A 24066-nucleotide genomic window follows, 5' to 3' on the forward strand; every position below is an offset into this window, starting at 1 on the left:
TACGTTTTGTTGTTTCTTGTTTCAGCATCGGGTAGTCGAAAGATTACCCGATGTTTTTTTTGGTAATTGGTTCGCTATTAGAATATTACGCTTTGATGGCTTATTGTTGAAAATAGTATATCTTCTTTACGCAGGCAACCTACTAAGAAGTACCCATTCCTAGCTGCTTACGGCTTAACCACCATTCGACGACGATCAGATTGGGCACCCAGCAAAGCCAGGCAACAATAGGATAGGCCAGACTAAATGGTAAACCCAAAAGCACTAACTCAACGGGCAAAATGATACGTAACGTAACTGCCGCCAGGGTAACGGCGTAACTTCGGTACATCCAGGCCCGATGCTGATCAACCTGCTTTTGCCGGATGGTTTGATAAGCGCGTAGGGTTGTGTAAAACCAGGCAAGCGCCAGCATCGCGAAACCTAAACCAGCGATCCAGCCCGTATCGGCGAAAAAGGCCGCGTAAAAAGCGCACACGCTGGCCACCAAAATGCTGATTACGTATAACTTACCTAGCTGCCGGTGCAGATTTAAATTACGTTGCCGCCGTTTAACGGACAATTGAAACGGACCCAGCGCCAGCGCTAAAGCACCTAAGCCAACGTGCGTCCAGAAGGTAACTCGCCACAACGTATTATCTAGAGGTTTGTGTTGTAGAAAAGGCGATTGGTAATTTGGAATGAAATAAGTCAGGGCGTACAACGCCACAACCATAATCAAGGCATAGGCTACATAAAGGAGTGCTTTTTTTAGGGAAATAGTCATCGCTTTGATCGTATTTTTGTCCTAAATTACTGGTTAGCAATGAGTTTTTATATTTTTCAATACGTTACCAACTGCATTAACCAGCCGGTAATCAGGCCCCCATATACGCCCAATACATGGCTGAGAACGGCCAGCAACACACCCACAGGAGCCAGCGCCGGATGGAAGATTGACGCGACAGCCGGAGCAGTTGAAACCCCGCCAATGTTAGCCTGACTGCCTACTGCTACAAAAAAGTAAGGTGCCCGAATGATACGTGCCGTAATGAGCATGATCACGATGTGAATGAACATCCAGATGACCGCAACCAAAAACAGGCCCAGGTTGCCGCCTATGTTGGAGAGGTCAAGTCGCATGCCGATGGTCATGATCAGAAAGTAGACAAACAACGTAGCGAGGTCTGTAGTGCCGAGTTTTTCGAGTTTGCGCAATCGGGTGAATGAAAGACCAATACCGAGCGAGGTAGACAGAATAACAACCCAGAGAAAATTAGACGTGAACGGGTCCAGTCCATACGTAGCGAGGGTCGTTTTATACGGTTGCAACGTAGTGGAAATCCAGTAGGCAAACCCATGAGCGAGTGCACCACCCCCAAATCCCAGGGCCAGTATGGTGCTCAAATCCAGCAAATTGGCGGGCCGGTCGGGTTCTTCCTTATAGGCCAGTATTCGCTGCTTTACCTCCTCGATTGAGGTAGTATCGGCTTTGAGCCAACCATCAATTTTGTCTTTATAAGCAGCCCCATAAATCAGGCAGGCGGTCCAGGTTGTTGATACAACGGCATCGACCACCAGAATAATTGCAAAAAGTGCTTCGCTGCAACCGTATATTTCCTTTAGGGCGAGTTGACTGCTGCTGCCGCCAATCCAGCTTCCCGAAATGGTTACCAGTCCTTTCCAGTATTCGTTGGCGATGGCCTGTTCGCGAAAGCCGGGTATCAGCCACATGACCAGAAAAAAGGCAATCGGTGCGCCGATGATAATGCCCACGGTCCCCGACATAAACGTAATCAGGGCTTTGGGGCCAAGCCTGACAATGGCCCGCAGGTCGGCGGTAGAGGTAAGAAGGATTAAAGCCGCTGGCAATAGATACGTAGTGGCGACTTTGTACAGGCTCGATTGCTCCCCCGAAATAACGCCAAAGCTGTTCATCGCAGCCGGAAAAATATAGCAAAGTAACAGCGATGGTACGTATGTGTAGGCGCGTTGCCAGAAAGGATGTTTCGACTGGGACGTTTGGAAAATCAGGGTGAGTAGTACCAGAAAAATGCCTAGAATGATGGCATCATTGGTGATGAGTGGTTCGTTCATTGCCCGGTAGCGTGACAGGTAAAGCTATTTCAATACTCAGGCAACCGGCAGACGTAGGCAAGTTTACATGAGGTAGTAAAAGTCTAAACTACAACATCTGACCTATACCACCTTACTGGGCAGCAGATTATTGACTGACCTCTTCCCACTAGACGGGCTCTTACGCACTTCGTTCTATGTCGGTGGGCTCAACTTCGTTGGCGTGACCTGTCAATTGATAGCGACGGCATTTCGCCAGGCACACATAATTAATTCTACTTGCGTACATAAAACTGTCGCACGAACTCATCTGCGACGCTGAAAATGGAACGTTGATTTGTGAGATAACAATTTGGGGCTTTCTTACAAAGTTTCTTTGATTATGGGCATGACATTGGTTTCTTTCTCAAAAAATGGGCGTTTTAAGAAACAGCTATACACCTACCTTATTGCTAATCCTCTTTACGTTTAAAGTCCGTGAGGGTCATTCCATCATGCTTTACTCAGCAACCGCCTTTGCGAAGGGCACGTTTATACATTAGTGTACTATCTCTTTCTACATAGTCGCCCGATACGATTGGATAGGAATACTTGGGTGCGTGCGATACACTATGGCTTCTTATTATTAGGTTGTCGTTAACTTTCAGACTATGCAATGGCTGAAATTCATTGGTAAAATTCTTGTCAGCCTTTTCCGGACCGAAACTAAGAATATAATCCTCCCCGTTAATCCTGACCATCACGCCGAAACCTACTCTTGAGCCTGGCGGCAGAGATAGAGAGGTTACAACAGCCTCCATATGGGTAAAAGCACTGATATGCTTCCTTATTTTAGCTTCACCCGCATACACTTTTTTACCTTCGGGAGATACTTCCCATTTTTTGTACTTTATCCCATCAGGGGTAGCCTCCCATTTTTTCGATGCCGCTTTCCTTTCAGCAGAGAGGGACTTTGCTGTTAACTTTTTAGACGCTTCATGTTTACCTTCACGACTAGCCAATACGAGTCCGCTGACCACAACCAGCGGTAGGATCAGCGCATAAATGATTTTTTTCATATTTTTTGTCGATTTAAATAACATAGATTTATCAGGAGATAAATCAAATCCGTTTAAGGATTCTTTTTATTTTCAAGGATTTCACCAAAGCTAAAAGTTTCTATCCTGTCGTCTGTTAATAACCTGTAAAAGAAGGTTAACAAAACGTAAAAGCCGATTTTACACTCAGTTATGGATTTTGGCGCAGTTGGTTATACAACTGTCTTACAAAAACGCTCCCGCTTGAGACGAAGACCTTCGTATATCTGCTTCTTGAATGAGTCGTTAAAAGAGATTAGCCACTACTCAATCTCTGCTACCCAAACTGGCTTTCCCTGGGTTAGCCGCTGCTGTCCAATCAGAACGATTCGATTCGTATAGATTTTGGACCCGTGCTTCGTGATCCTGTTACTAGTTAGGCCAGACAACCAGTCCTACTTATCAATAAATTGACCGTTTAGCAACACTTTTTGGTCGTTGACCCATCCGCTTGCACGTATCGCTATATCTACCTTTGTCAGGAAATCTATTAAAACACTAACCAACAAGCTAATGACAAAAGTAGTCGATGAGGTTCTGAATGGCCAGGCCAGCGAACACTCATTCACCTTGAAAAGCAACGAACTTGGCGGTCAACTGGCCCAACAACACTACAGCAATGGAATGGGGTTTGCTGGCCAAAACCAGTCCCCACAGCTTTTCTGGGAAAATCCACCCCAGCACACCAAAGCGTTTGCGGTGACCATGTATGACGTAGACGCTCCAACCGGTAGCGGCTTATGGCATTGGGTAGTATTCAACATCCCGGCAGGAGTCCATGAACTCAAAGCGGGTGCCGGGGACCCGACTCAGAACTTGCTGCCCCAGGGAGCCGTACAAAGTAATTCAGATATAGGCGTTCCTGGCTATGTAGGGGCCGCCCCGCCAGAAGGACCCGCTCACCGGTATTTGATTACAGTCTATGCCCTCTCTCAAAAACTAGAATTGGATCAACAGGCCACGCCAGCTCTGGCCGGATTTAGTATGCATTATGCCACACTAGCCAAAGCCTCCTTGCTGGTTTATGGACAAAAGCACTAACCCCCATTCAAGGTGTTTAGGTAATGCCTGCATTAATTGGAACGAAGTAAAACCCATGCACACACATACTCCTCAAATCGAACAGCAGCCCTCGCGTCTGGGAACTGAAACTGAATCGATCACCATCTTTCACTATGAGTCCCAGGCGGTCAGCATCAAGAACCAGATTACGCTCCGCCAGAACCTGTTCAGTTTCCTGTTGGAAGGCGAAAAAACGGTCTATTATGCGGGGGCCAGCGTGCAGATCAAGCCGGGTCAGTTTCTGTTGCTTTCAGCCGGAAACTGCTTGATGAGTGAAAAGACAGTGGGGAATGCCGGACGTTATCAAAGCATATTGATCTCTTTTGATAACCAACTACTGAGCGATTTTTTCATACGGCATTCGGCTACTCTTCATGCGCCTAGTAGCAAGGTAGACGAGGAGCCTTTTCTCCAGTTTGAGCAAGACGGTTTTCTGACTAATTACCTTCAATCACTTCATCACCTATTGATCACCGATGGGTCAATATCACCGGGTATGCGGGCGGTTAAATTGGAAGAATTGCTGTTGTACCTGAATCAAACCCATCCCGGCCACTTACAGACGCTGCATCTGAAAAGCCAGGAAGCTACCGATGAGCTACTGATTCGGCAGGCCGTGACCGCTAACCTGGATCGTCCGGTTACCGTCGAAGAACTCGCCTTCTTGTGTCACGTCAGCTTATCAACGTTTAAACGGCGTTTCGCCCATCTTTATGGCAACTCGCCAACCAAATGGTTCCTGGAGAAACGGATGCAGAAAGCTGCCCGTTTGCTCAGGCAAGACAAATTGAAAGCCAGCGAAATATATGACGAGCTGGGCTACGAAAATCTGTCGAGCTTTATCCAATCCTTTAAGCAAGTGTATGGCATGACGCCTAAGCAGTATCAGGTATCAACTGTTGCCGGGATTAACCCTACTCAATAAAACTTCATCACGAATACCTTATAAAAATGAGCAGAGATTATTTCTTGGACGTAGCGGACTATAACCTCTGGGCGAGTGGTATTGCTATCAGTTGGTTGAATCAGCTGACCAACCAACAATGGAACCAGGTCATTACCAGCAGCTTTGACAGTGTCAAACAAACGACCCTTCACTTGGTCAGTGCCGAAAAAATCTGGTTGGACTATTGGCAACAGGTTCCTAACCCCGTGTTTTTATCGACCCAATTTGAGGGCACGAAAGAGGATTTGATTCAGATTTGGATGCAGACCTCAGCGGCTTTAAAAGAGTTCGTGCAAGTCTATCCGCCGGAGAATTATCAGCAATCCGTACGCTTTAGTTGGCGGGGAGTGGAATGGCAGATGGCTTTTTGGCAGACGTTTGCTCACTTCATCAACCACGCTACGTATCATCGTGGGCAGTTAGTTACCTTACTGCGTCAAGTAGGTTTCACCAACCTATCCTCTACTGATTTGGCCACTTATTTTCGAATGCGCCAACCCCTGGGACCCACCCTTTCTGAATGTTTATAATCTTTTCGGCAACGAACCGTCCCCTGATCAACGACCACCTTATGGCAGAGAGTGGCTCGCTTTCGAAACACATTCCTCTCTAACGATCTCACAAAAGGCTTCTAAGAGAGACGATGGAAGCTTGCCGTGATGCCTCAGTATTCGGTGGAGTTTTTGTCCCTTCAGTTATCTCGCAGACTTCAGCATTCAGTATTCATTAAGGCCGGTCCACCGATTGTGGTGGACCGGCCTATCGTTCAGCATCTATTGGCTGGAGTCTGTTGCTTGGGTGGCAGATGTAGCTGGTTGCCCCGGTTTGGAGCGTTGATTTTTTAGGCCGATTTTGGTACAGCCACGATCAACCTCCATTTCCGTTGGTCCCAGAAACGGTGCCAGACCCCAGCCTCATCCGCCTTATAAAAGCCGGATTTCCGCTCATGCTTGCCTGGTTCAATGATCGTCCAGCAATCTCCTTTCAATAACCCACACAGCTTGTGTATTGTACCCGCCTGTACCTCGTGAGTTGTCCCTGGTAGGCGCTTCACTGTTATCAAGGCAAACTTTCCATCCTCATTTAGCTCCGCCACAACCTCAACGTATCCGCCCGATAAAACGGTACTGCGAAAGGGCCATGGGTGGTCATGAAACAGTTCGTCCTTAGCCGCTGTAAAATGATGCAGTACCCGGCCATCGCCTAGGTGATATTTGGTAAACGTTTTATTCATTCGCTCAACGCGAACGATGCCTTCCGGGGTTGAATATGATTCCATACATTTCGTTTAGCCTGAGCATTGGGACGCCCTACAGGCTCTTGTTGATAAAGGCACTAATCCAACCGGCCGCTCCCGCCTTGTTTTCAACTACAAAAATAGCAACGCAGGTAGTTGGGAGGAAAAGTAAATACGCCTTACGCGTCTACCTAGCTTGGAAATTTCAGTGCTACTGACCCTGCCACGTCGGCCAGCCAATTCCGCAACGAGCGGACTGGCCTTTCAGTCGCTCATTGACTATGTCCCCAACCAAGAGCCGTATGGTGGTTTATTGTAGACGAATTTAACGGCTGCAGTGGCCCATTGGTTAAAGATACTGAAATCTCCAGGTAGAATTCAGTTTTCAGATAAGGCTTTTGCTTGAGACGAAAGAGCGTTCATGAATCGACTCCATAGTTGGCCGGTGTGGGCTTTTTAGGTGACGCTTCCGCCACTAGTCATCCTTTACAAGTTGGTACTGAAACAGCCTTACTTCGGTTTCGTCGTAAAAACGTATCCGTATTCTGCTGTTTTGTATAAGGAGCGCTGATGGTCTACAGGGTAATTTTGCCTCATCAAAAAAAGAAGAGGCAATGGCTAAGACAATTTTTATTACGGGAGCATCCCGCGGATTCGGACGAATTTGGGCGGAAGCTTTTTTGGAGCGGGGTGATCAGGTCGTGGTTACCTCGAGAAAGGGAAGCGGACTAAGCGAGTTGGTCGAAAAGTATGGCAGCGCGGTGCTGCCGCTGGAGCTGGATATAACCAACAGGGCAGCCTGCTTTTCAGCACTGGAAAAGGCAAAATCTCATTTTGGTCGGGTGGATGTCGTGATCAATAATGCGGCTATGGGTGTCGTTGGCATGGTGGAAGAACTCGGCGAGCAGGAGTCGAGGGACATCATCGAAGCGAACCTGTTTGGTACACTATGGATCACCCAGGCTGCCCTACCCATACTAAGAGCACAGGGCAGCGGCCATATTCTGCAACTATCCAGTGCGCTGGGTGTCTATACATTTCCTTCCGTGGGTATCTACAGCGCCAGTAAATTTGCGGTCGAAGGCTTTAGTGAAGCCCTTTCCCTGGAAACCAAAGACATGGGTATTCATGTAACGATCGTCGAGCCTAATGGATTTTCTACCGACTTTACTGCATCAACAATTCAAAGTAAGCCCCTTCCAGCCTACGATCAGGTGCGGACCGCGCTTTATTCAAATCCGGCCATGACCGAAAGCGATACCTACGGTGATCCAAAAGCAACGGCGGCAGCTATTCTAAAGCTGGTAGATGCAACAAATCCTCCGCTGCGCCTGTTCCTGGGCAAAAAAGCGCTCCCGCTGGCCAAAGCGGTTTATCAGCAGCGGCTGGCTAGTTGGGAAGAGTGGAATACGGTTGCGATAGAAGCCCATGGCCTCTAGTGGTATCAAGTAATCGTCCGTTTATAACCGATCAGCCTACGCACAGGCCTAGGCTGATCTTACCATTTCATACGATGCATTTCAAAAGCCTGAGTGATGTACATCGCTGCAATAATTATCCAGGGCCGGAAAATCCGCTCCTGACGCTCTTTACCTGTAACCCATTGCGGAGCGTATCCAGCTATGAAGTGACGACGGATTTCTATATTATCGCCTTGAAACGACTTCGCTCAGGGGAGATCCGATATGGCAGGACTCGCTACGACCACGAGAGCGGATCCATGTATTTTTTGAAACCACAGCAGGCCATCCAAATGAGGGATATCGCCCTGGAAAGTGATGGCTTCGAGATATGGTTTCATGCCGATTACTTAAACGGGCATCCGCTGCATACGGCCATTAAGAAGTACAGCTATTTCAACTACGAACTAAATGAGGCACTTCATCTATCCCCAAAGGAGCAGCAGATTATTTGGGAGCTTTACAGGAAAATAGAGATCGAATATACGAACAACCAGGACGAGTTCACCAGGGACATTATTCTGGGCCATATTGAATCGATCCTCAACTACTCCCAGCGCTTTTATAAACGACAGTTCCTAAACCGTACGATCGTATCGGGGACAACAGCGACTAAGTTTAATACTGTGTTATCAGCCTACCTTGACCAAGGATTGTTACAGAAAAAGGGGTTACCTACCGTGGCTATGTTTGCGGCTGAGCTGAACATGTCGGCACGGTACCTGAGCGATCTGCTGAAGCAGGAAACTGGGAAAACTGCGCTGGAGCTCATCCACATCGCCTTGGTTTCGGAGGCCAAGAATCTGCTCAATGGCGGAGATTATACCGTGGTGGAAACTGCCTATCGGCTTGGTTTTGACAACCCACCTTACTTTTCCCGCTTATTCAAGAAACAAACAGGGGTTAGTCCTAACCACTACAAAAAGCATTATTTGAATTGAGGCCAAATCTGAGTATGGCGCAGTTCGTAAGCTCCGGATTGAGTCGAACAGTTATTGAATTTAAAAGGATCATGCTCAAAATCCCCTCGTTATTGAGACAGGATGGATAGTCTCTCCCCTAAATAGGGCTTTTAAAGTGACGACAGGTTAGGGCATAACATCAAAAATTTGTTCGAAAAGCATTAGTAGGAGTCGTGCTTTCCACAGTTGCCTTTAACTTTGAGAAAAACGACTCGTCTATGAAACGAATGCTCATCCTGTTTCTCGTAATTTTAGGCAACTGTAAGGCCTTTGCTCAGATCGATACGACCAGCTATCCGAAAGAAAGACAGGAAATCAGGGAACTCATGCGTCAGCGAAAACCAGATGTATCTATTGACTGTGATGATTTCATCCCTGTTGGCCCAAAAGGCGACATTTCCTTTTCTCATCAACAATGGCAAGGGGCACAAGCGAAGGAAAAATTGGTTTTTAAATCTGTGCGGCCAGTGCCAGGCCATGAATTTATTCGCATTTATGAGGGTAAAATGGCCGTGGTTAATTTTCTGGCCAATGTCCAACTGGTGGTAGACGGCCATGATGTGGATTTGAAGGTAAGACGCTTGGAAGTCTACCAAAAGACGTCCAGTGGCTGGTGTCGAGTAGCTGGTCAGGGCACCGAAGTGGACGAGAAGCTGTTTCCGGTAAAAAGGAATTAACTAGGATTTCGTAGATCACACTTCTTTGTTAACCGTAAAGATATCTCACGAAAACGCTCTGCTTAAGACGAAGGAGTGCTTATATATTGGTACCCCGAAGGATTGGCCATTTAATGCTAGAAACCAGCTATTTCTTATTATGCTTGCTGCGAATAGCTACGTAATCGTTGGATCATCTACGACTGGGCAAATAACCATGTTTAGTCAATTCGTCCTTCATCTCAATGGGCAATAATAACCCATCAACCAGGATATAGTTCCGATTCGTTGCCGCCCAGACGTTTTCGTAATAATGGTCGGTTACAAGAATATCCTTACTAGCCCTTAAAGAGCCAATAAGGTCCTTCATGATCGGGTGATAAAGGGGATCGATCATGGAAAACGGTTCATCCAGTATCAGGCAAGGGTGATCTAGATAAGTTACTAAAAGAAACTCCAGGAATTTTAGTTGACCAATGGAAAGCGAACCAATCCGTTGATTGTCAAAGGAGGCCATACCCGGCGAATAAAATACCCGATTTTGAGCTTCCCCATCAGGAATCATCAAGGGAATAAGATCCCTGACTTTGAGGCCACCCGGTAAGAAGCTATGTTAGGGAAGATAAGCGATGAGCTTTCGAGCAATATTGGTGGCGGGATTGAACGGCAGAGTATCCAGATAAAGTGAGCTGGCATTTGCCTTCATGGTTCCAAACAGGATCTTCATCAAGGTGGATTTGCCTAATCCATTTCGGCCGGAAATGCCGATCGTTTCCCCTGTTGTTAGCGCTAGATTCTCCAGTTTGAGGATGGCTCGCTTGCCGAAACATTTCTCGAGTTTGTCGATGGCTAAGTGCATATCAGCTAAGTAGAAAGGCTCTCATTAGTATCGATATGCTCAGATTCACAAGCCAAGCCGTAAATATTAGACGCGCTTTTGATAGGTTTCTCACATCCATTTTATAAGTTGCAGTAGGCTACCAACACTGAATGACTTTCCATCAAGGGTGAGCAATTGATTAGCTTTGTAAGCGTGTTTAAGGAAGCTATGACTAATCCGTTTGACCAAGTTCAGCAAGCCATACAGGTGCTTAATCCGCGGATTACCCCCCAGGAGTGGGCGTACTTTCGGCAGGGATTGACCGAACGTGTTCTAGCGCCAAAAACCTTCTTCATTGAAGCCGGTAAGCCCAATCAACTCATCGGTTTTCTCACCAGAGGGCTCATCCGGGGCTACTATCTCAACCAGATGGGGGAAGAAATCTCTACCACCTTCGTACCTGAAAATAGTTGGGTCACCGACTATCCCTCCTTGCTGATGGGTAAGCCTAGCCGCTATTACTTTCAGTGTTTGGAACTCACGACACTCGTTACGGTTTCCTACCAACATGTTCAGCAGGGATACAACCAGTTTATGGGCTTTGAGCGAAATGGACGCTTGATTGCCGAAGCGATTCTGCAACAACAGCAGCGTCGAATTGAAAGCTTTCAGTTCGATTCAGCCGAGCAACGCTACCTGGACTTCATCCAAGAGAACCCTAGCCTATTTAACCGTATCTCGCTGACCCATCTCTCGTCTTACTTAGGCATTGAGCGGCCTTCGCTGAGTCGCATCCGTCGAAAAATCGTAGGTCTGTAGCGCTTTGTAACCTAGGTTACAGGGGAAGGCCTGTAGCTCAAATACCTTTGTGCATCACGTAAACCAAACGGTCATGTATAACTACATTGTGGAACAACAGGTAAAAAAGTCATTTACTCTGGTCAACGAACGACGGTTTGATGAGCTAGTCAAAAGCATGGCCCTCAACGTGCGCCATAGTTTTGCGGGCGACCATGCGCTGGGGGGTGTTCGCCACGATCAGGCGGCTGTGCGGGACTGGTTAGATCGCTTGGCTCGTTTAACGCCTAATCTGCATATTACCGTCAATAACATCATGGTGAAGGGCTGGCCTCATAAAACGCTGGCCATCGTTCGTTGGACAGCTACAGCCACGCTGCTCAACGGGGATTCGTACATTAACAAAGGCGTGCACTTCATTACGTTAAAGTGGGGGAAGATTACTGAGTTGGATGTCTATGAGGATACGTTGGTGGTCTATAACGGGTTAGAGAAACAGTTTAGGTCGGGTATTGAGGAAGCCCATGCCCCTCAAATTATCAGCTAGTACTTTTTCAGGCAAAATAAGGTGCTTTGGCTAACCAATGATATAGCCTGGGTACGCAAGTAAACAATGGTCATACAGATAGCAATTGAGGGCAACGCCATCAACGACATTGCCTCCTTTTATGAAGAGATCAACCGGGTATTCATGAGCGGAGAAAGTTGGCGGATCGGTCCTAGCCTCGACGCCTTTAATGATTTGCTGTTTGGTGGCTATGGTGCCCTACAAGGTGCCCAATTGGCTGAACTTGTCTGGCACAACATTGACCACAGCCGGCAAGCGTTAGGCTATGAGACTACCCGAGTTTACTATTTGGAAAAGCTGAGGCCCGGATCGCCCTATAATAAGAAACTGTTTGAAGAAAAGCTGACCGCTCTGGAGAGTGGCCGTGGAGAAACGTATTTTGATAGTATACTGTCCATTATTGCCGAACATCCGAGCATCAGGGTGATTAGTCATTGAAGGTAGTTGTGTTAGTTACGACTTAAGCTGAGAGTTGATTGTTCTCCTGCTCTGAAGCCGTGAGTACTTATTCTCAAAAATGGCTCCCGATTGAGACGCAGGAATTCATATATCTGCTCATTATTACCCCGTGAATAATTTTGTAAAGTCTTTTACAGTGTCTACACATTACTCAGGATGTAGAGGCTAAAATCCTCTTCACGCCCTTTATAGACTTATTTATTCCTCTGTAACATTATTAAATCGCTGACGGTCCGGCCTAGTTTAGAACACTTGTAAATGGTCATAAAACACCTGCTTTTTGTCGTGATTGCCCGTTATGGACTACCCTCCTCCGATTTAACTTTGTGCTAACGGTGAACAAATCGCAAATCAAATGAGAACGATCCTATTACCGATTAATAACCATACATCGACAGGACCATGGATAAACCTAACACCATTGAGGAGTACATCGCTGGCTTTCCGGAAGACATTCAGGAGAAGTTGCAACAGATTCGCCAAACCATAAAAAAGGCAGCGCCCAACGCCTAGGAAACCATTAAGTATGCCATGCCAACGTTCACGTTGAGCGGTAACTTAGTTTACTTCGCCGGATTCAGGAATCACGTCGGTTTTTACGGAACACCGAAAGGAAATGCCGCTTTTCAGAACGAACTTTCGGCTTACAAACAAGGTAAGGGATCGATTCAATTTCCACTCACCCAGCCCATGCCGTTGGATTTGATCGCCAGAATGGTGACGTTGCGGGTTGAGGAAAACGGGGATAAAGTGGCAAAACCGAAAACCAGGAAGCCTTAAACGGTTTTACTGATTCTCCTAAATCGCTCCTTCTTCAAACAAGAGTAGCTGCTTGGATGTGTTTGGAAATTAATTTTCAGAGAATGAGTCTTAATACACCTGATTAACGTACACCAGCCGGATGTACTCCTCTAGTAACAGAAGAAAGCGCAAACCATTAGGTCACCACCAAGTTGATAGCAGGTAATCAAACCGCTAAGTCAATGTCGAACCAAGAACAAATCGAACAACTCATTCGAGGGCAGGAACAGGCTGTTCAACAGAAGAATATCGATGGGGCAATGGCCCACTATGCAACGGATGTCGTTTCGTTCGATGTGGTTGATACCTTACAAAAAGAAGGCATACTGGCTTGCCGAGAACGCTTAGAAAGCTGGCTGTCACAGTTTCCAGAGACTTTTTCCTACGCGATTGAAAAGCTTTCCGTTGTGGCCAACGACGAGCTTGGCTTTGGGTATTCCTTTAACCATGTAAAAGGATTATTGGCGAATGGAGATGAGATTGATATGCGTTGGCGGTCAACGGTTTGTTTACGTAAACAGAGTGGTCAATGGCTGATTACTCATGAGCACAGTTCAGTACCGTTCGATGCTCAGAGCGGTCAAGCGTTAATCAAGCTAGAAGCCTAAACGCGTAGGGATAATAGTGAAAAAAAGGCAATCCATCATGAACAACATCCCTTCCACCATTGCTTCCCTGGAACTGGCCCAAATTGGTTGGGTAGTTGCCGACATTCAGGCCGCTGTAAACTTTCTGACCAATGCGTTAGGTATCTAGGGCTTTCCTGAGCCGGAGCATATCCGCGCCCAGGATCTGAGCATGAGCTACTACGGTCAGCTCATAGCTGGTGACTGGCTAACGACCCAGCCTATACCGGAGGAAGCTTCATCGAGCTCATCCAGCCACTGTCAGGTCAGAGCATGTTTCATGATTATCTAGCCCAGCATCCAGCAGGGGGCACTCAGCATCTGGCATTCCGGTTGCCAATTGAGGATTATGAGCAGGTGACCCACGATTTGGTCTAACAGGGTTATGCCCTTATCAGCGAAGTTGACCCTTCCATTGCCCGGATGAGTTTCTTTAACACGTATCAAGTGCCAGGTGTTGCCACCGAGATTATGGGCGGGTTTTGTTTGGTTGGCCGTTGGTGCACTGTCTTAACTCTGAACGCTTGACCGCTATACAGGGGCGCGCCGTGATGCTGTTCCCGGACTTATCGAAAGATGGTAAAGCCTATGCCCGGTGGAGCCAAGTAGCAATTGAATTGAATGTACAAGGCTATCAAATAAGTATTTCGACGTTGTTGGAAGATAAAGCCAACGATGAGGAGAAACAGCAGGATTAGAGCTTGCTGACTATTTGCTCAAACAGCCACCTAACGCCAGCTAATTGGCAGAACAGGAACTCCGGCCCAGCTCTGTATTTACACCGAATGAACTTCAGATCGAACGATTGACAGTTGTTCTAGTCAATAGTTGCCCTGTTGAATGGGATAAGCCAAACGAAGCTGGTGCCATACCTCAAATACGGGCAATCAAATCATGTAACTACTTTGAATGACAACTGTAATATCAGCCCCATAATCAGGTGGGTTTAGCATCCTTGCCAGTGAACAAACCACTATTATAACCACTAATTCAGTGAAGCCATGAAGTGTAGAAGATAGTTTTGATTTTTAGAATTGGCAGATGGCTACCTAGACGGGTCTATCCAAGAAGAAATCCTGCAGTAAGAGTTATGTAAACCATCGTGTAAACCGAAAACAAAAAAAGCACTTACCATTTCTGATAAGTGCTTGATTTACAGTGGCGGTCCGGACGGGGCTCGAACCCGCGACCCCCTGCGTGACAGGCAGGTATTCTAACCAACTGAACTACCGAACCAACTTTGATTTTCAGTTGACGTTGCCGTTTTCCTTAATCGTGGCACAAAAGTAGGCGCTTTGGCTATTCCATGCAAGGGTCTACCGAAAAAACTTTACGCCTAAAACGTACTGTTTAGGCATATCCATTGGAAATCAGTTGATTCGTTCAGAGGATTTTTTGCATTTAGCTCCGAATACTAATACTTATTTTCCAGTAGCCTGTTTAATGGACGTAATTTCAGCTGAGTCAACGGGCGTTCCATCCTGTTTAAAAACCTCGTGGAACCAGATAGCTGGCTCGCGACCATTCACGTAAGGCTTCTGCCAACTGTCCCACGGTAGAAACGTCTGCGTTTTGCCTGCCACAAATCCCCAGTTGATCATGCCAACTTTTTCTTTTTTGGCAATGGGAAGGTGGGTCTGGAACTTACTGTCGACACCTCGAGCCATGTATTCGGTGCAAATAAGCGGGCGACCTAATGTACGTAGCGCCGGAATGACTTTCTCCAAATCAGATGCTTTTGAATACTGGTGAAACGTAATGATGTCGGAGTCTTCAAATTGTATTTTTTCCATCGGCGACCATTTCGCCGGATTCTGCCAATCGGCAGGTGTGCGATAAATCCATACACCCGATGTTAATGGTTGCGTTGCTCCGGCAACCCTCGCCCACTGGAATACCTGAGGAAGTAGCTTCCTGATTAGAGCTTTCTTCTGGTCTTCGGGTAATTCAGTTTTCAGGTGATTCTTGCCGTAGCTGTTCGCATTGGTGTTGTCAGGCTCATTCCACATGTCCCAGGCTAGAATCCGTTTGTCGTTCCTGAATGCGCCCACAACACCTTTTACATAGGTTTCCAGACGCGGATATTGTGTTGTATCCTTAAGAGCGGCTGCACCTGGGCTTTGTACCCAACCCGAGTTGTGAATTCCAGGTGTTGGCGCATGTTGTTTGCCCAGCTTAGGGGCAGGGTCCCAGCAGGAATCGAATAATACCAGCATCGGGCGGATTTTATGCTTGTTGCAAATGGTCAGGAACTGATCGAGCCGTTTGGTGAAACCGGTGGAGTCCTGCCAGAGTAGATCGTGTAGGAAAACGCGCATGGTATTCATGCCAATACCTTCGGCAAGGGCCAGTTCTTTGTCGATAGTTTTTGGATCGAAGCTATCAGCCTGGAACATTTCCAGCTCGTTAATGGCTGTGGCAGGCATATAATTAGATCCAACCAGAAACGGCTCTTGGGCGTACCAGGCATTTGCGCGTTCGGCCGACCAGTGTTCTGTAGGAGTAATCGCTGTGTCACTGTTGGCTACCGCAAGGGAGTCGACGGCTCTCTGTTCGTTTTTGTTCGCCGATTTACACCCATTCAGACTAAACAAAGCGGCCAGGATAACCGGGAAAATAAGTTTACGCATTTGGCTATTGACAATTAATGAATGAAGGAAATTACAAGTTAATAATGATTATTAGTTATGGTGGCTCATTCGTCATGGAATGGGCATTGGCGTTTTAGGAACTGGCTTGCCAAAGTTAGGTGACCCATCCGCGTTCCAGGTAAAGGGCTGAATGTGGGGTGCACGTTTGTTGCCGCAACCGTCAGTAGCGGAGGGATTAGCATGATAAATCATCCAGTCCTGGCCCAGTCCGCCGTCGCGGCTAGAGGAGCGAAAGAAGCCACCATGCCCCGGTGCCCAAACGCCATTTTCGGGTGCCTGGGTAAATACCGCTTGCGCGCTTTTGGTCCAGCTTTTGGGATCGAGTAAATTGCCTTTGCCCTCATAGGTCAATAACCCGAGGCTATAGTCGAGCCAGCAGGCATTGGCCGAATACACAATAAACAGTTTGTTGTCATGACGCAGAAATTCCGGTCCTTCGTTCACATAGATCTTAGGTATTTCGCCGTTCTTCTGCCATTCCTGTGGTACGTCGCCGTGCTGTTCCCAGGGCTGGTCGGGCTGCGAAATCTTAACCCGGTCGCCGTCGATAGTCCATGGATTTTTCAGCTTAGCCAGGTAAATATCCTGCCGTCCGTTAGTTGGACCTTCCCAGCCCGACCAGGCGGCATAAAGCTGACCATCGAAATCGATAACTGACATGTCTATCGCCCAATGATCGCCTTTATCGCCAATTTTTCCTTTCATCGTCCATTCGCCCTGCATGGGGTCAGGCGATGTGTTTTCGATCACCCAAACACGGTGGGACAGATTATTGAGGGAATCGGCTGAGAAATAAACGTACCAGCGGCCATTGAACGAATGGATTTCGGGCGCCCATAATTCTCGTGAGTAGGGTTTCCCGGCTGGAGGGGTATAGATGATTTTGCTTTCGGCCGTATTGAGATCGGCCAGATTCCGGGTCTTCCAGAGGGTTAGATTTCGCCCGGTAGTATTCATGTAATAATACCAGCCATCTTTCTGCAGTACCCAAGGATCAGGACCGGAGTTTTTAATGGGGTTGGTGAACGTACGCTGGGCTACTACGTGATGGTTCGTGAGAATCAGTAAAAGAAGCGCACTGACAAGAAACCAGGACTTAATTCGGGAAAAAGTCATGATGCAGAAAACGAAGTTTTGGTAAGAAAAGACCAAAATCGCCGTTTTTACCCCTAACGCTTCTTAAATCAATTCGCCGGCGTTCCGTTGCCAGGTTTGGCTTCGCAGTTTTCGTCGATGCATTGCCCGTACAGCACGAACGAATGCGACTCTACTTCAAATTGAAGCGTATTTCCTACATTCGTTTTTATCAGGTGTAAACGCGGGTCGCAAAATTCCTGTACCCGGTGGCAGATCGTGCAAACCAGGTGCGCGTGCTGTTGACGCCCAAGCGATTTTTCGTAACGGCTTTTGGAATTATCATCATCACCAAAATGGTGCCGTCGCACTAAATGGCAATCAACCAGGACTTCCAGCGTATTATAAACGGTTGCCCGGCTAACTGGATACGATTTCTGATGCATGGCCTGATATAAGTCCTCTGCATCGAAATGGTCGTTGCGGGAATACACCTCGTCTAAAATGGCGAAGCGTTCTGCTGATCGACGTAACCCTTTCGCCAGCAGTGATTCTTCCAGTTTGGCTCGGGCGGTGGCAAGCATTGAAGGAGTTTCGTTCATGTCTGATTTAAAGTTGAGAAAGGAACTGGTCAGTGACCAATCCCTTTTCTTTTTCTACTAACCTAACTATGATTTATCGTCTAGATCGTGGTTGTACACGTATCATATTTCTTATGGAAGCCTACCAGTCGAGCCGTAAATAGGCTTCCTGTATGACCAAGCTCAGTTCGTCATATTCCTTGAGCGTTATCTGGAGGTTTTTCCCCTGAAATCCGGCTCGAATGCAGGTATCCCGTACGTCTAAAAGGCCAATTCTGTAAAATACAGACCACCACCATTGCTGCTGACAATTGAGCAACGCATCGACTTCATGCCGACTCAGGAACAGGGGGATTCCTCTGAACAAAACCTCCATTACGCCCTGCTGATGGAGATCGCTGGCATTGGTGTCCTGTACAGAAATACGTTGCTCGATCATCCGTTTTTCTGGCTATTCTTTTCCGTTGGCGTTTGCAAAAGCTGGTTTACCTGCATCAATAAGCTGGCTTCGTCTATCAGTTGGATGAGTTCGTTTATTTCGTCGTCCGAGAACATCATGAAGTAGTTCTGCATGGGTGTTTTCAGGAGCCATTCCTTACCATGTGTCGTGAAAAAAGGACGCATGGCCGTTCGTTCGACGATCACTTCGCGGTAATATGTGTATTCGTCTTCCGACAGAATGAACAGCGAATTCTTGTAAGCCAGGTTGTAGGATCGACACCCGGCGCAGTAGCCTATGTACCCGTTCTCATATTGGGTCAGCGTTTTCAGGTGATGCTGATGTTCCATACGTATGTGATGTTGAGTATGAGCTAGTTGGATTGAATTTTCAGCAGCTGATAAAGATTCATACGACGTAGTGCCTGCGACAAGCCAACTCGAAATCGCTCAAATTCTATTCGTGATAAGCTAAACTGAATATCTGGATGGCCCGTGTTGACAATCATATGTAACTGACCATCGGGCATGAGCGCACTACACCGCTCGAAATCTGCCTGATCCATGATGCGGCATAATCCGACGAACTCATCCTGTGAGAAACCCAGTAAAAGATTCTGAAACGTTAAGCCAACTCGTTGGCAATGATGGCACTGGGCGATGCAAAAATGATCGTTATCGAACAGTACCGCTGGTTTACAAGGGTTCATACGCAGGTGAAATTAGGATTGCCTAGTTTGTGCCTGTGACCGGAATGGGTTGATTCGCGCATCTCAACCAGACTAGTTTTCCCGGTACACAGGGCTTAAGATTATGAAGTCATTGCTTTCGCCTTATCTACTTTGTTAGCTAAATACTATTTAGACTAATTTTAAACAAACATAATTCAGGAAGTTTATAGACGCAAGAATTTATTGAAGAAGTTTATTGAAAAATGAACGATGAATTGAATAACTGCCCCAAAAACAGCCTGTTATCAATACATGGCTAGTGTCAATCGGACACAGGCATTTCACTGGCAGTATACCAGGACGTACAGAAAAGAAATGCGTATGAAGCTACTGAAATACGTCCCGGCTAGTACCATTGAACGTGGAAATAGGACTGACGGTAGGAGCGGGGGCGGGCTCGTCGCCGGGTTTATTGGGCGTTAGGCCGGGTGCGTTACGTTGTCCGCCGAAAAGACGGTTGAACGAACGTGTATAAAGCAAACTCAACCCACCACCTGTGGTGATGGTGCTGTTGGTACTGTACTGGCTCAGAATACTTTGCTGATTGCGGTTGTACACTTTTGCCCGAAAACGCCCGTCAGACGTAATGAAATATTCGAGCGTCCACTCACCCAGTAAACTGGCTGCGTTGTATTGACTCTGTCCGTATGTAAACCCACCATCGCGACTAATGCGTAGCCGGTCGTTTAGCAGCCGATACGAGAACCGAAGTTGAAGGTTATTGAGCAGATTTTCGTTTTGGGTACCGCTTGTGAAACCACCGAACGATACGCCCACGTCCAGATTTTCGTTCAGGTTCGAGGCCAGGCGGCTAATCTGATTGGACAATAGTTCGCTCACGCTGTTGGCTACACCCGAGTTGACTTGCCCCTGTTCGAACAGACTGGTATTTTCAGATAGTAACTGATTGAATAAGAGAACGCTGCTTACTTGCCGGGTCAGCTCCTGATCGTTACTTTGAAGCCGCGACTCAAACGCGGTTACAGCCTGCCGGAAATCGGATGAGGACGGGTATTCTTTAATATCCAGATCGTAACTGATCGTTGGATTGCCCAACTCACCATTTAGTTTGATTACCAGATCAACTGGATACCGGCGGGTTTGATCGGCACTGGTTTTCTGATTACCCAGCAAAGGTGCCAGAGACGTATATTGCGTGTAAGCTGCTGTTACATCCAGAAGCGCTCCATATGGATCACCCGTCCAGGTAATACGGCTGTTGGGGCGGATCTGGAAGCGTTTGTTGATGATATTCTGGAACGTGAAAGTGTAATCTCCTTTCTGAATCTCGTAATTACCCGTCATCGTGAAATCACCCTTCGTATCGACTTTCATGCCCACCCGACCCTGGCCGTACGCTTTAATGATGTCGCCGGTTTGGCGGTCCAGCTGAATTTCACAGTAGGCATCGGGCGTAATGTCAAAGTTAAAATCCATCTGAATTCGGGATAAATCAATATCGCTTTCCGCAACGGTATGAGCTGCGGTCTGGCTGGTTGGCTTCCCGGAAATTATATTCACGAATCGAATCTGATCATCGGCCGCTACCGACGTAGCACCATCCAGCGGAATGTAGATTCGAGTGCCTTTGTTGCTGGCTACATTGGCACGAATGGTCAGGTTATCCGTTGGGCCATAAAGCTCGGCTTTACCCGTCACGACGGCCTGTCCGTAGAACGCATCGTTGTCTTTCGCAACCGTATTCATGATCTTGAAGTTCTTAAAATCGGCGTCGAAACCCAGGGTGAAGTGCCGGAACTCGTCATGGTAAACGCCACCTTTCAGTACGGCTGTATTGCCTTGCGGATCGCGCAGGGTCAGTTGCTGGGTGACAATTTCATTTTCGCCGACATAAATGTTATCGTCGAAAGTGAAGTCCGCTTTCAAATAATCGAATCGTCCGCGGCCACCTTTGATGGCAACCTGACCCATTAATGTGGGCGATGCTGGTTTTCCCGTAACGGATACAACGCCATTGGCAATCCCGCCAAGGTTCGAAAAAAGTCCTGTTGTAAAGGGTTCCAGCAGTGATAAATCGGCATTATTGACTTTCGCTTTCAGCGATAGCGGGTTTGTTCTGCGCTGGGGTGTATAGGTACCCAACAGTGTCACTACGTCGGCCCCGTTGCGATTTACACGTGCATCGACGTTAAGCCGCTGCGCCTGCTGGTCCCACTCGCCCTGCGCGCGCACATCGCCAATCAGCGCTTTCTGGTACGATAATTCAGCAACGGTCAGCGCGCTTTCAACAATTGGGGTGTCGTAGAGATTACGAACCGCCAGTGTGCCGTTTAACGTACCGCCTACCGTTGTATTCAAGACGGAATTGAGTGAAGCCAGCAAGAAATTCTGAGCTTCTACATTGAGGTTTTGTATCGAATCCGGTGAAATTTTTCCGGATGCCATAACCAGTTGATGTTGGTTCAGCAGGGACAGGTTCCGAATCGTGTATTCGTCGCCTACTTTGCGGATCAGACTTTCTGGATTAAGCGTCCAGTTACCATCCAGCACGCGTATTTTCGACTGTCGAAAAGTCAGGTCGATGGCATCTCCTTTGAAACGCAACTCGCCGTTCAGGTCAGCGTGGTTAGCGAACAGACCACTGCTGTCTGCCTGGTCAATAGCGCTCGTAAAATCAATATGGTCGACGTCCCACGACGCTTCCGCCTGCAGATTTCGGGTGGGCAGAAGTGAACTGAAGGATTGGCGTTTCGACGAAATAACCGCCGAGGCCAGCACTTCCTGACTATACGTGAATTTAGATGTCGTTAAATCGAGGTCGCTTGGGCCAAAGCCAATTTTCCCGAACTGCATCGAATCGGTTTTGACCGTAGCCGTTAAAAAGGACGTATTATCTTCGGTAAACCGACCTTCCATCCGGGTTGATGGCGCTACATAAGCCGACATGCCCAGAAAGATCAGAAGGGGCTCACTTTGTTTTGTTATGATTTGATAATCAACGCCATATCGTTGTGCTGATGCTACCGACCGCTGTTTAGCTAACCGATCCGCCTGTTGACGTTTCTGTTCATAATACCCATTCATCCCGGCCACGTCGCCCTTAAAATAAAGCTCATATTCGCGCACTAATCGGTTTAGATCGTCAATCGTGCGTTGCGGCTGAAAGGTGCCCTGTAAACGGGTTGTCAGAAAGTCAGAATCGAGATTGAAATATCGTTGCCTATCGGTTGCCTGCTTACTCGGTATAGTCGTAATCGAGTCAGTACTGACTGCACCAACAGGCTGTTGTTCAATTGACGATATCAGCGTGAGTTTATCTACGTTGAGTGTACGACTATTCAGTTCGAGCGTAGCATTATTGAACGTAGCATTTCCAACAATATCATCAAGTTTACTGCCTTCCAGCCGAATGTCTACGTTCGTTTTGACCGTCAGTGAGTCACGCATAAAACCGAGGGCTCTCAGGTCGGCGTGTTCTATCGCTCCGCGAAAATCGTAATGATTACGAGGAGCTTTTAGATTGAACTCGCCATCGAGATCAAACGACAGATTCGGGTCGTGAACATGCATCTGCCCCTCAAATAGGGATTTCTGCAAATTACCCCGAGCCGCTACGTTCTTATAGGCATAGCCCTGCCACCCAAACCGCCCAAACTGACCATCAAAGTCAATTGTGGCTAGTTCGAGGTTGGTTCCGCGTCCGGTGATACGTCCCTGACCATCAAGTTTGCCAAACTGATCGGGTTGATTGATTAATTGGCCCAGATCCAGGTTTTCCCCCCGCAGATTAGCCGTATAGGTCGTCAAATCAGACTCGTCGGCAAGTCTTAGGGCAAGATCACCCGTTACGTTGCCAATGGCTGTCCGGAAGGTGCCTTTCGTTTTGAAATTATCAAAAGCGCCCACAAACGTAGCGTTAAACGATGCCGTCCCTAGTTTCTGAATCGTGTGGTTAAACGACGAATCGGGGTAATACTGCCGGATGTCGGCCATGTTGACCACCGAGGGCGTAAAGGCAAAATTGACCGTCGTTTTGTCCATATCGGGCAACCCTTTCCAGTCGATCGTTCCCGCTAAACGGCTGCGGCCGTTGGGGCCAAATCGTAAATCAGTGTTCCGAAGCCGGAAGTCATTAACCGTGCCCGTGAAGTTGCTCGACAGCAGCCAGGTTTCGTTCAGATCGCGCAGGTAGTCCGAAAAGTAACCCAAATCTTTAGACTGCACTTTGCTGTTTCGGAACCGCGCCTGCATGAGCACCTTGCTATTGAAATCACCGAAGGCTGATGGTTTATCGTAAAGAAACGTAAGCTCATTTCGGATGATGGAGTTGCCAATATGGGCATTTAACTGCGCCAGTTCCATTTTGGTATTGCAATACAGAAAGCGCGTGTCCAATTGCCGAATCTTCAGTCGGGTATCCCGATCAATACCCGATAACCCTTTGACATCGAACGCAATGGTATCGCCCAGGACCAGGAATTCGCTGACTTCGCCGGTAAGATTCTGAAGTGCAAAATGATTGTAATCGAAACTCTTTTTATCCCGTATCAACGGCTCGCGGGGGTCTTCGAGTGTGTACTTTCCTTCGACCAAATGGATATGGCCGATGGTGAAGGGAACATTCTGATTCGGGATACTTGGTTTGGTCGGATCAGCGGTTAGTTGCTCAATTCGGGCAATGAAATCGTCGAGGTTAGTGTCGCCGTTCGTCTTGTTTTTTATCATCCGGACATCGGGCTTATACAACACGACCTCATCCAGGTGGAGATTGTGTGCCGATGAATCGAGCAGGTTCCGAAGATTGTAATCGGCATCAAGTCGGCCAATGGTTATCATCGGTCGTCCCTGACGGTCTTTAATTGTAAGCTTTTCGAGGGTTAACGAGTCAAACCATTTTATCGAAACCCCCTCAATATCAACCGGAAATTGTAGTTTTTCGGATAACCACGTAGCGCCTTTCTGAGCGAGTTTCGTTTGAACGGCGGGAATTTGTAAGCTCAGTAGTATTCCTAATGCTAAACCCAGTACCGTGAGGAGCGAGTAAAGCAGCGTTTTAAGAAATATGGCAAAAAATTGACGCATTCAGAATGGAAAGACCTAATAT

26 protein-coding genes and 1 tRNA gene are annotated in these 24066 nt (G+C 47.4%); 13 read left to right on the plus strand and 14 right to left on the minus strand.

Annotated elements, in window-relative coordinates; translation table 11 throughout:
- Positions 1-142: 142 nt before the first annotated feature.
- From BM202_RS05155 to BM202_RS05165, 3 genes are all read right to left on the minus strand, one after another.
- Positions 143-766 carry a DUF2306 domain-containing protein gene (locus BM202_RS05155; protein WP_093823724.1) on the minus strand — a complete coding sequence of 208 codons (624 nt, stop codon included), beginning with the start codon at positions 764-766 and terminating at the stop codon, positions 143-145.
- 56 nt (positions 767-822) lie between these two features.
- On the minus strand, positions 823-2076 hold the full coding sequence (locus tag BM202_RS05160; RefSeq protein ID WP_093823725.1) for a DUF819 family protein: 1254 nt from the start codon (positions 2074-2076) through the stop codon (positions 823-825).
- A 482-nt stretch (positions 2077-2558) separates the two neighbouring features.
- On the minus strand, positions 2559-3113 hold the full coding sequence (locus BM202_RS05165; RefSeq protein WP_093825104.1) for a hypothetical protein: 555 nt from the start codon (positions 3111-3113) through the stop codon (positions 2559-2561).
- A gap of 531 nt (positions 3114-3644) precedes the next feature.
- Here BM202_RS05165 and BM202_RS05170 point away from each other — a divergent pair.
- The 3 genes from BM202_RS05170 to BM202_RS05180 are packed head-to-tail and all read left to right on the plus strand — an operon-like array spanning position 3645 to position 5669.
- On the plus strand, positions 3645-4172 hold the full coding sequence (locus BM202_RS05170; protein ID WP_093823726.1) for a YbhB/YbcL family Raf kinase inhibitor-like protein: 528 nt from the start codon (positions 3645-3647) through the stop codon (positions 4170-4172).
- Positions 4173-4227: 55 nt separating this feature from the next.
- A complete protein-coding gene (locus BM202_RS05175) occupies positions 4228-5118 on the plus strand; it encodes a helix-turn-helix domain-containing protein (RefSeq protein ID WP_177236509.1) in 891 nt (296 codons plus the stop codon).
- A gap of 26 nt (positions 5119-5144) precedes the next feature.
- Positions 5145-5669: a DinB family protein gene (locus BM202_RS05180; RefSeq protein ID WP_093823730.1), complete on the plus strand. Its 525-nt coding sequence runs from the start codon at positions 5145-5147 to the stop codon at positions 5667-5669.
- Between the two features lie 311 nt (positions 5670-5980).
- Here BM202_RS05180 and BM202_RS05185 read toward each other — a convergent pair whose 3' ends face one another.
- Positions 5981-6418 (minus strand): hypothetical protein, encoded by a 438-nt coding sequence (locus tag BM202_RS05185; protein ID WP_093823732.1) that lies wholly within the window; start codon positions 6416-6418, stop codon positions 5981-5983.
- Positions 6419-6990: 572 nt separating this feature from the next.
- Here BM202_RS05185 and BM202_RS05190 point away from each other — a divergent pair.
- The 3 genes from BM202_RS05190 to BM202_RS05200 all read left to right on the plus strand — a co-directional run bounded on the left by BM202_RS05190 (position 6991) and on the right by BM202_RS05200 (position 9475).
- Positions 6991-7815: an SDR family NAD(P)-dependent oxidoreductase gene (locus tag BM202_RS05190; protein ID WP_093823734.1), complete on the plus strand. Its 825-nt coding sequence runs from the start codon at positions 6991-6993 to the stop codon at positions 7813-7815.
- A gap of 74 nt (positions 7816-7889) precedes the next feature.
- Complete coding sequence (locus BM202_RS05195; protein ID WP_093823736.1) at positions 7890-8777, plus strand: helix-turn-helix domain-containing protein; 888 nt, start codon at positions 7890-7892, stop codon at positions 8775-8777.
- 239 nt (positions 8778-9016) lie between these two features.
- Complete coding sequence (locus tag BM202_RS05200) at positions 9017-9475, plus strand: nuclear transport factor 2 family protein (RefSeq protein ID WP_093823738.1); 459 nt, start codon at positions 9017-9019, stop codon at positions 9473-9475.
- Between the two features lie 172 nt (positions 9476-9647).
- Here BM202_RS05200 and BM202_RS05205 read toward each other — a convergent pair whose 3' ends face one another.
- Both BM202_RS05205 and BM202_RS05210 read right to left on the minus strand, forming a co-directional pair.
- Positions 9648-10022 carry a P-loop NTPase family protein gene (locus BM202_RS05205; protein ID WP_218160517.1) on the minus strand — a complete coding sequence of 125 codons (375 nt, stop codon included), beginning with the start codon at positions 10020-10022 and terminating at the stop codon, positions 9648-9650.
- 45 nt (positions 10023-10067) lie between these two features.
- Positions 10068-10313 carry an ATP-binding cassette domain-containing protein gene (locus BM202_RS05210; protein WP_093823742.1) on the minus strand — a complete coding sequence of 82 codons (246 nt, stop codon included), beginning with the start codon at positions 10311-10313 and terminating at the stop codon, positions 10068-10070.
- Between the two features lie 189 nt (positions 10314-10502).
- On the opposite strand from BM202_RS05210, the gene BM202_RS05215 reads away from it, so the two are divergent.
- The 7 genes from BM202_RS05215 (at position 10503) to BM202_RS37110 (ending at position 14224) form a co-directional block, all read left to right on the plus strand.
- Positions 10503-11093 carry a Crp/Fnr family transcriptional regulator gene (locus tag BM202_RS05215; RefSeq protein ID WP_093823743.1) on the plus strand — a complete coding sequence of 197 codons (591 nt, stop codon included), beginning with the start codon at positions 10503-10505 and terminating at the stop codon, positions 11091-11093.
- Between the two features lie 73 nt (positions 11094-11166).
- Entirely contained in the window at positions 11167-11619 is a 453-nt protein-coding gene (locus BM202_RS05220) for a nuclear transport factor 2 family protein (protein WP_093823745.1), read from the plus strand.
- A gap of 66 nt (positions 11620-11685) precedes the next feature.
- Positions 11686-12078 carry a barstar family protein gene (locus BM202_RS05225; protein ID WP_093823747.1) on the plus strand — a complete coding sequence of 131 codons (393 nt, stop codon included), beginning with the start codon at positions 11686-11688 and terminating at the stop codon, positions 12076-12078.
- Between the two features lie 540 nt (positions 12079-12618).
- A complete protein-coding gene (locus BM202_RS05230) occupies positions 12619-12879 on the plus strand; it encodes an iron chaperone (RefSeq protein ID WP_317039686.1) in 261 nt (86 codons plus the stop codon).
- 203 nt (positions 12880-13082) lie between these two features.
- On the plus strand, positions 13083-13508 hold the full coding sequence (locus BM202_RS05235) for a YybH family protein (RefSeq protein WP_093823749.1): 426 nt from the start codon (positions 13083-13085) through the stop codon (positions 13506-13508).
- Positions 13509-13545: 37 nt separating this feature from the next.
- A complete protein-coding gene (locus tag BM202_RS37770; RefSeq protein WP_143100636.1) occupies positions 13546-13656 on the plus strand; it encodes a VOC family protein in 111 nt (36 codons plus the stop codon).
- A gap of 394 nt (positions 13657-14050) precedes the next feature.
- Complete coding sequence (locus BM202_RS37110) at positions 14051-14224, plus strand: hypothetical protein (RefSeq protein ID WP_177236510.1); 174 nt, start codon at positions 14051-14053, stop codon at positions 14222-14224.
- A 461-nt stretch (positions 14225-14685) separates the two neighbouring features.
- Here BM202_RS37110 and BM202_RS05240 read toward each other — a convergent pair.
- From BM202_RS05240 to BM202_RS05275, 8 genes are all read right to left on the minus strand, one after another.
- Positions 14686-14762 (minus strand) — tRNA-Asp (locus tag BM202_RS05240).
- Between the two features lie 185 nt (positions 14763-14947).
- A complete protein-coding gene (locus tag BM202_RS05245; RefSeq protein WP_093823751.1) occupies positions 14948-16156 on the minus strand; it encodes a cellulase family glycosylhydrolase in 1209 nt (402 codons plus the stop codon).
- 72 nt (positions 16157-16228) lie between these two features.
- Entirely contained in the window at positions 16229-17293 is a 1065-nt protein-coding gene (locus tag BM202_RS05250) for a glycoside hydrolase family 43 protein (protein WP_093823753.1), read from the minus strand.
- 68 nt (positions 17294-17361) lie between these two features.
- Positions 17362-17853: a Fur family transcriptional regulator gene (locus BM202_RS05255; protein WP_093823755.1), complete on the minus strand. Its 492-nt coding sequence runs from the start codon at positions 17851-17853 to the stop codon at positions 17362-17364.
- A 121-nt stretch (positions 17854-17974) separates the two neighbouring features.
- Positions 17975-18271, minus strand: coding sequence for a hypothetical protein (locus BM202_RS05260; protein ID WP_093823757.1), 297 nt, complete (start codon positions 18269-18271; stop codon positions 17975-17977).
- Positions 18268-18621 (minus strand): DUF6686 family protein, encoded by a 354-nt coding sequence (locus BM202_RS05265; protein WP_093823759.1) that lies wholly within the window; start codon positions 18619-18621, stop codon positions 18268-18270. Before BM202_RS05265 ends, BM202_RS05260 begins: the two co-directional genes overlap by 4 nt.
- Before the next feature lie 23 nt (positions 18622-18644).
- Positions 18645-18980, minus strand: coding sequence for a hypothetical protein (locus BM202_RS05270; RefSeq protein WP_093823761.1), 336 nt, complete (start codon positions 18978-18980; stop codon positions 18645-18647).
- Positions 18981-19328: 348 nt separating this feature from the next.
- On the minus strand, positions 19329-24044 hold the full coding sequence (locus BM202_RS05275; protein ID WP_093823763.1) for a translocation/assembly module TamB domain-containing protein: 4716 nt from the start codon (positions 24042-24044) through the stop codon (positions 19329-19331).
- Between the last annotated feature and the right edge of the window lie 22 nt (positions 24045-24066).

The organism is Spirosoma endophyticum, from assembly GCF_900112365.1.
In the GTDB taxonomy this organism is placed as follows: Bacteria; Bacteroidota; Bacteroidia; order Cytophagales; family Spirosomataceae; genus Spirosoma; species Spirosoma endophyticum.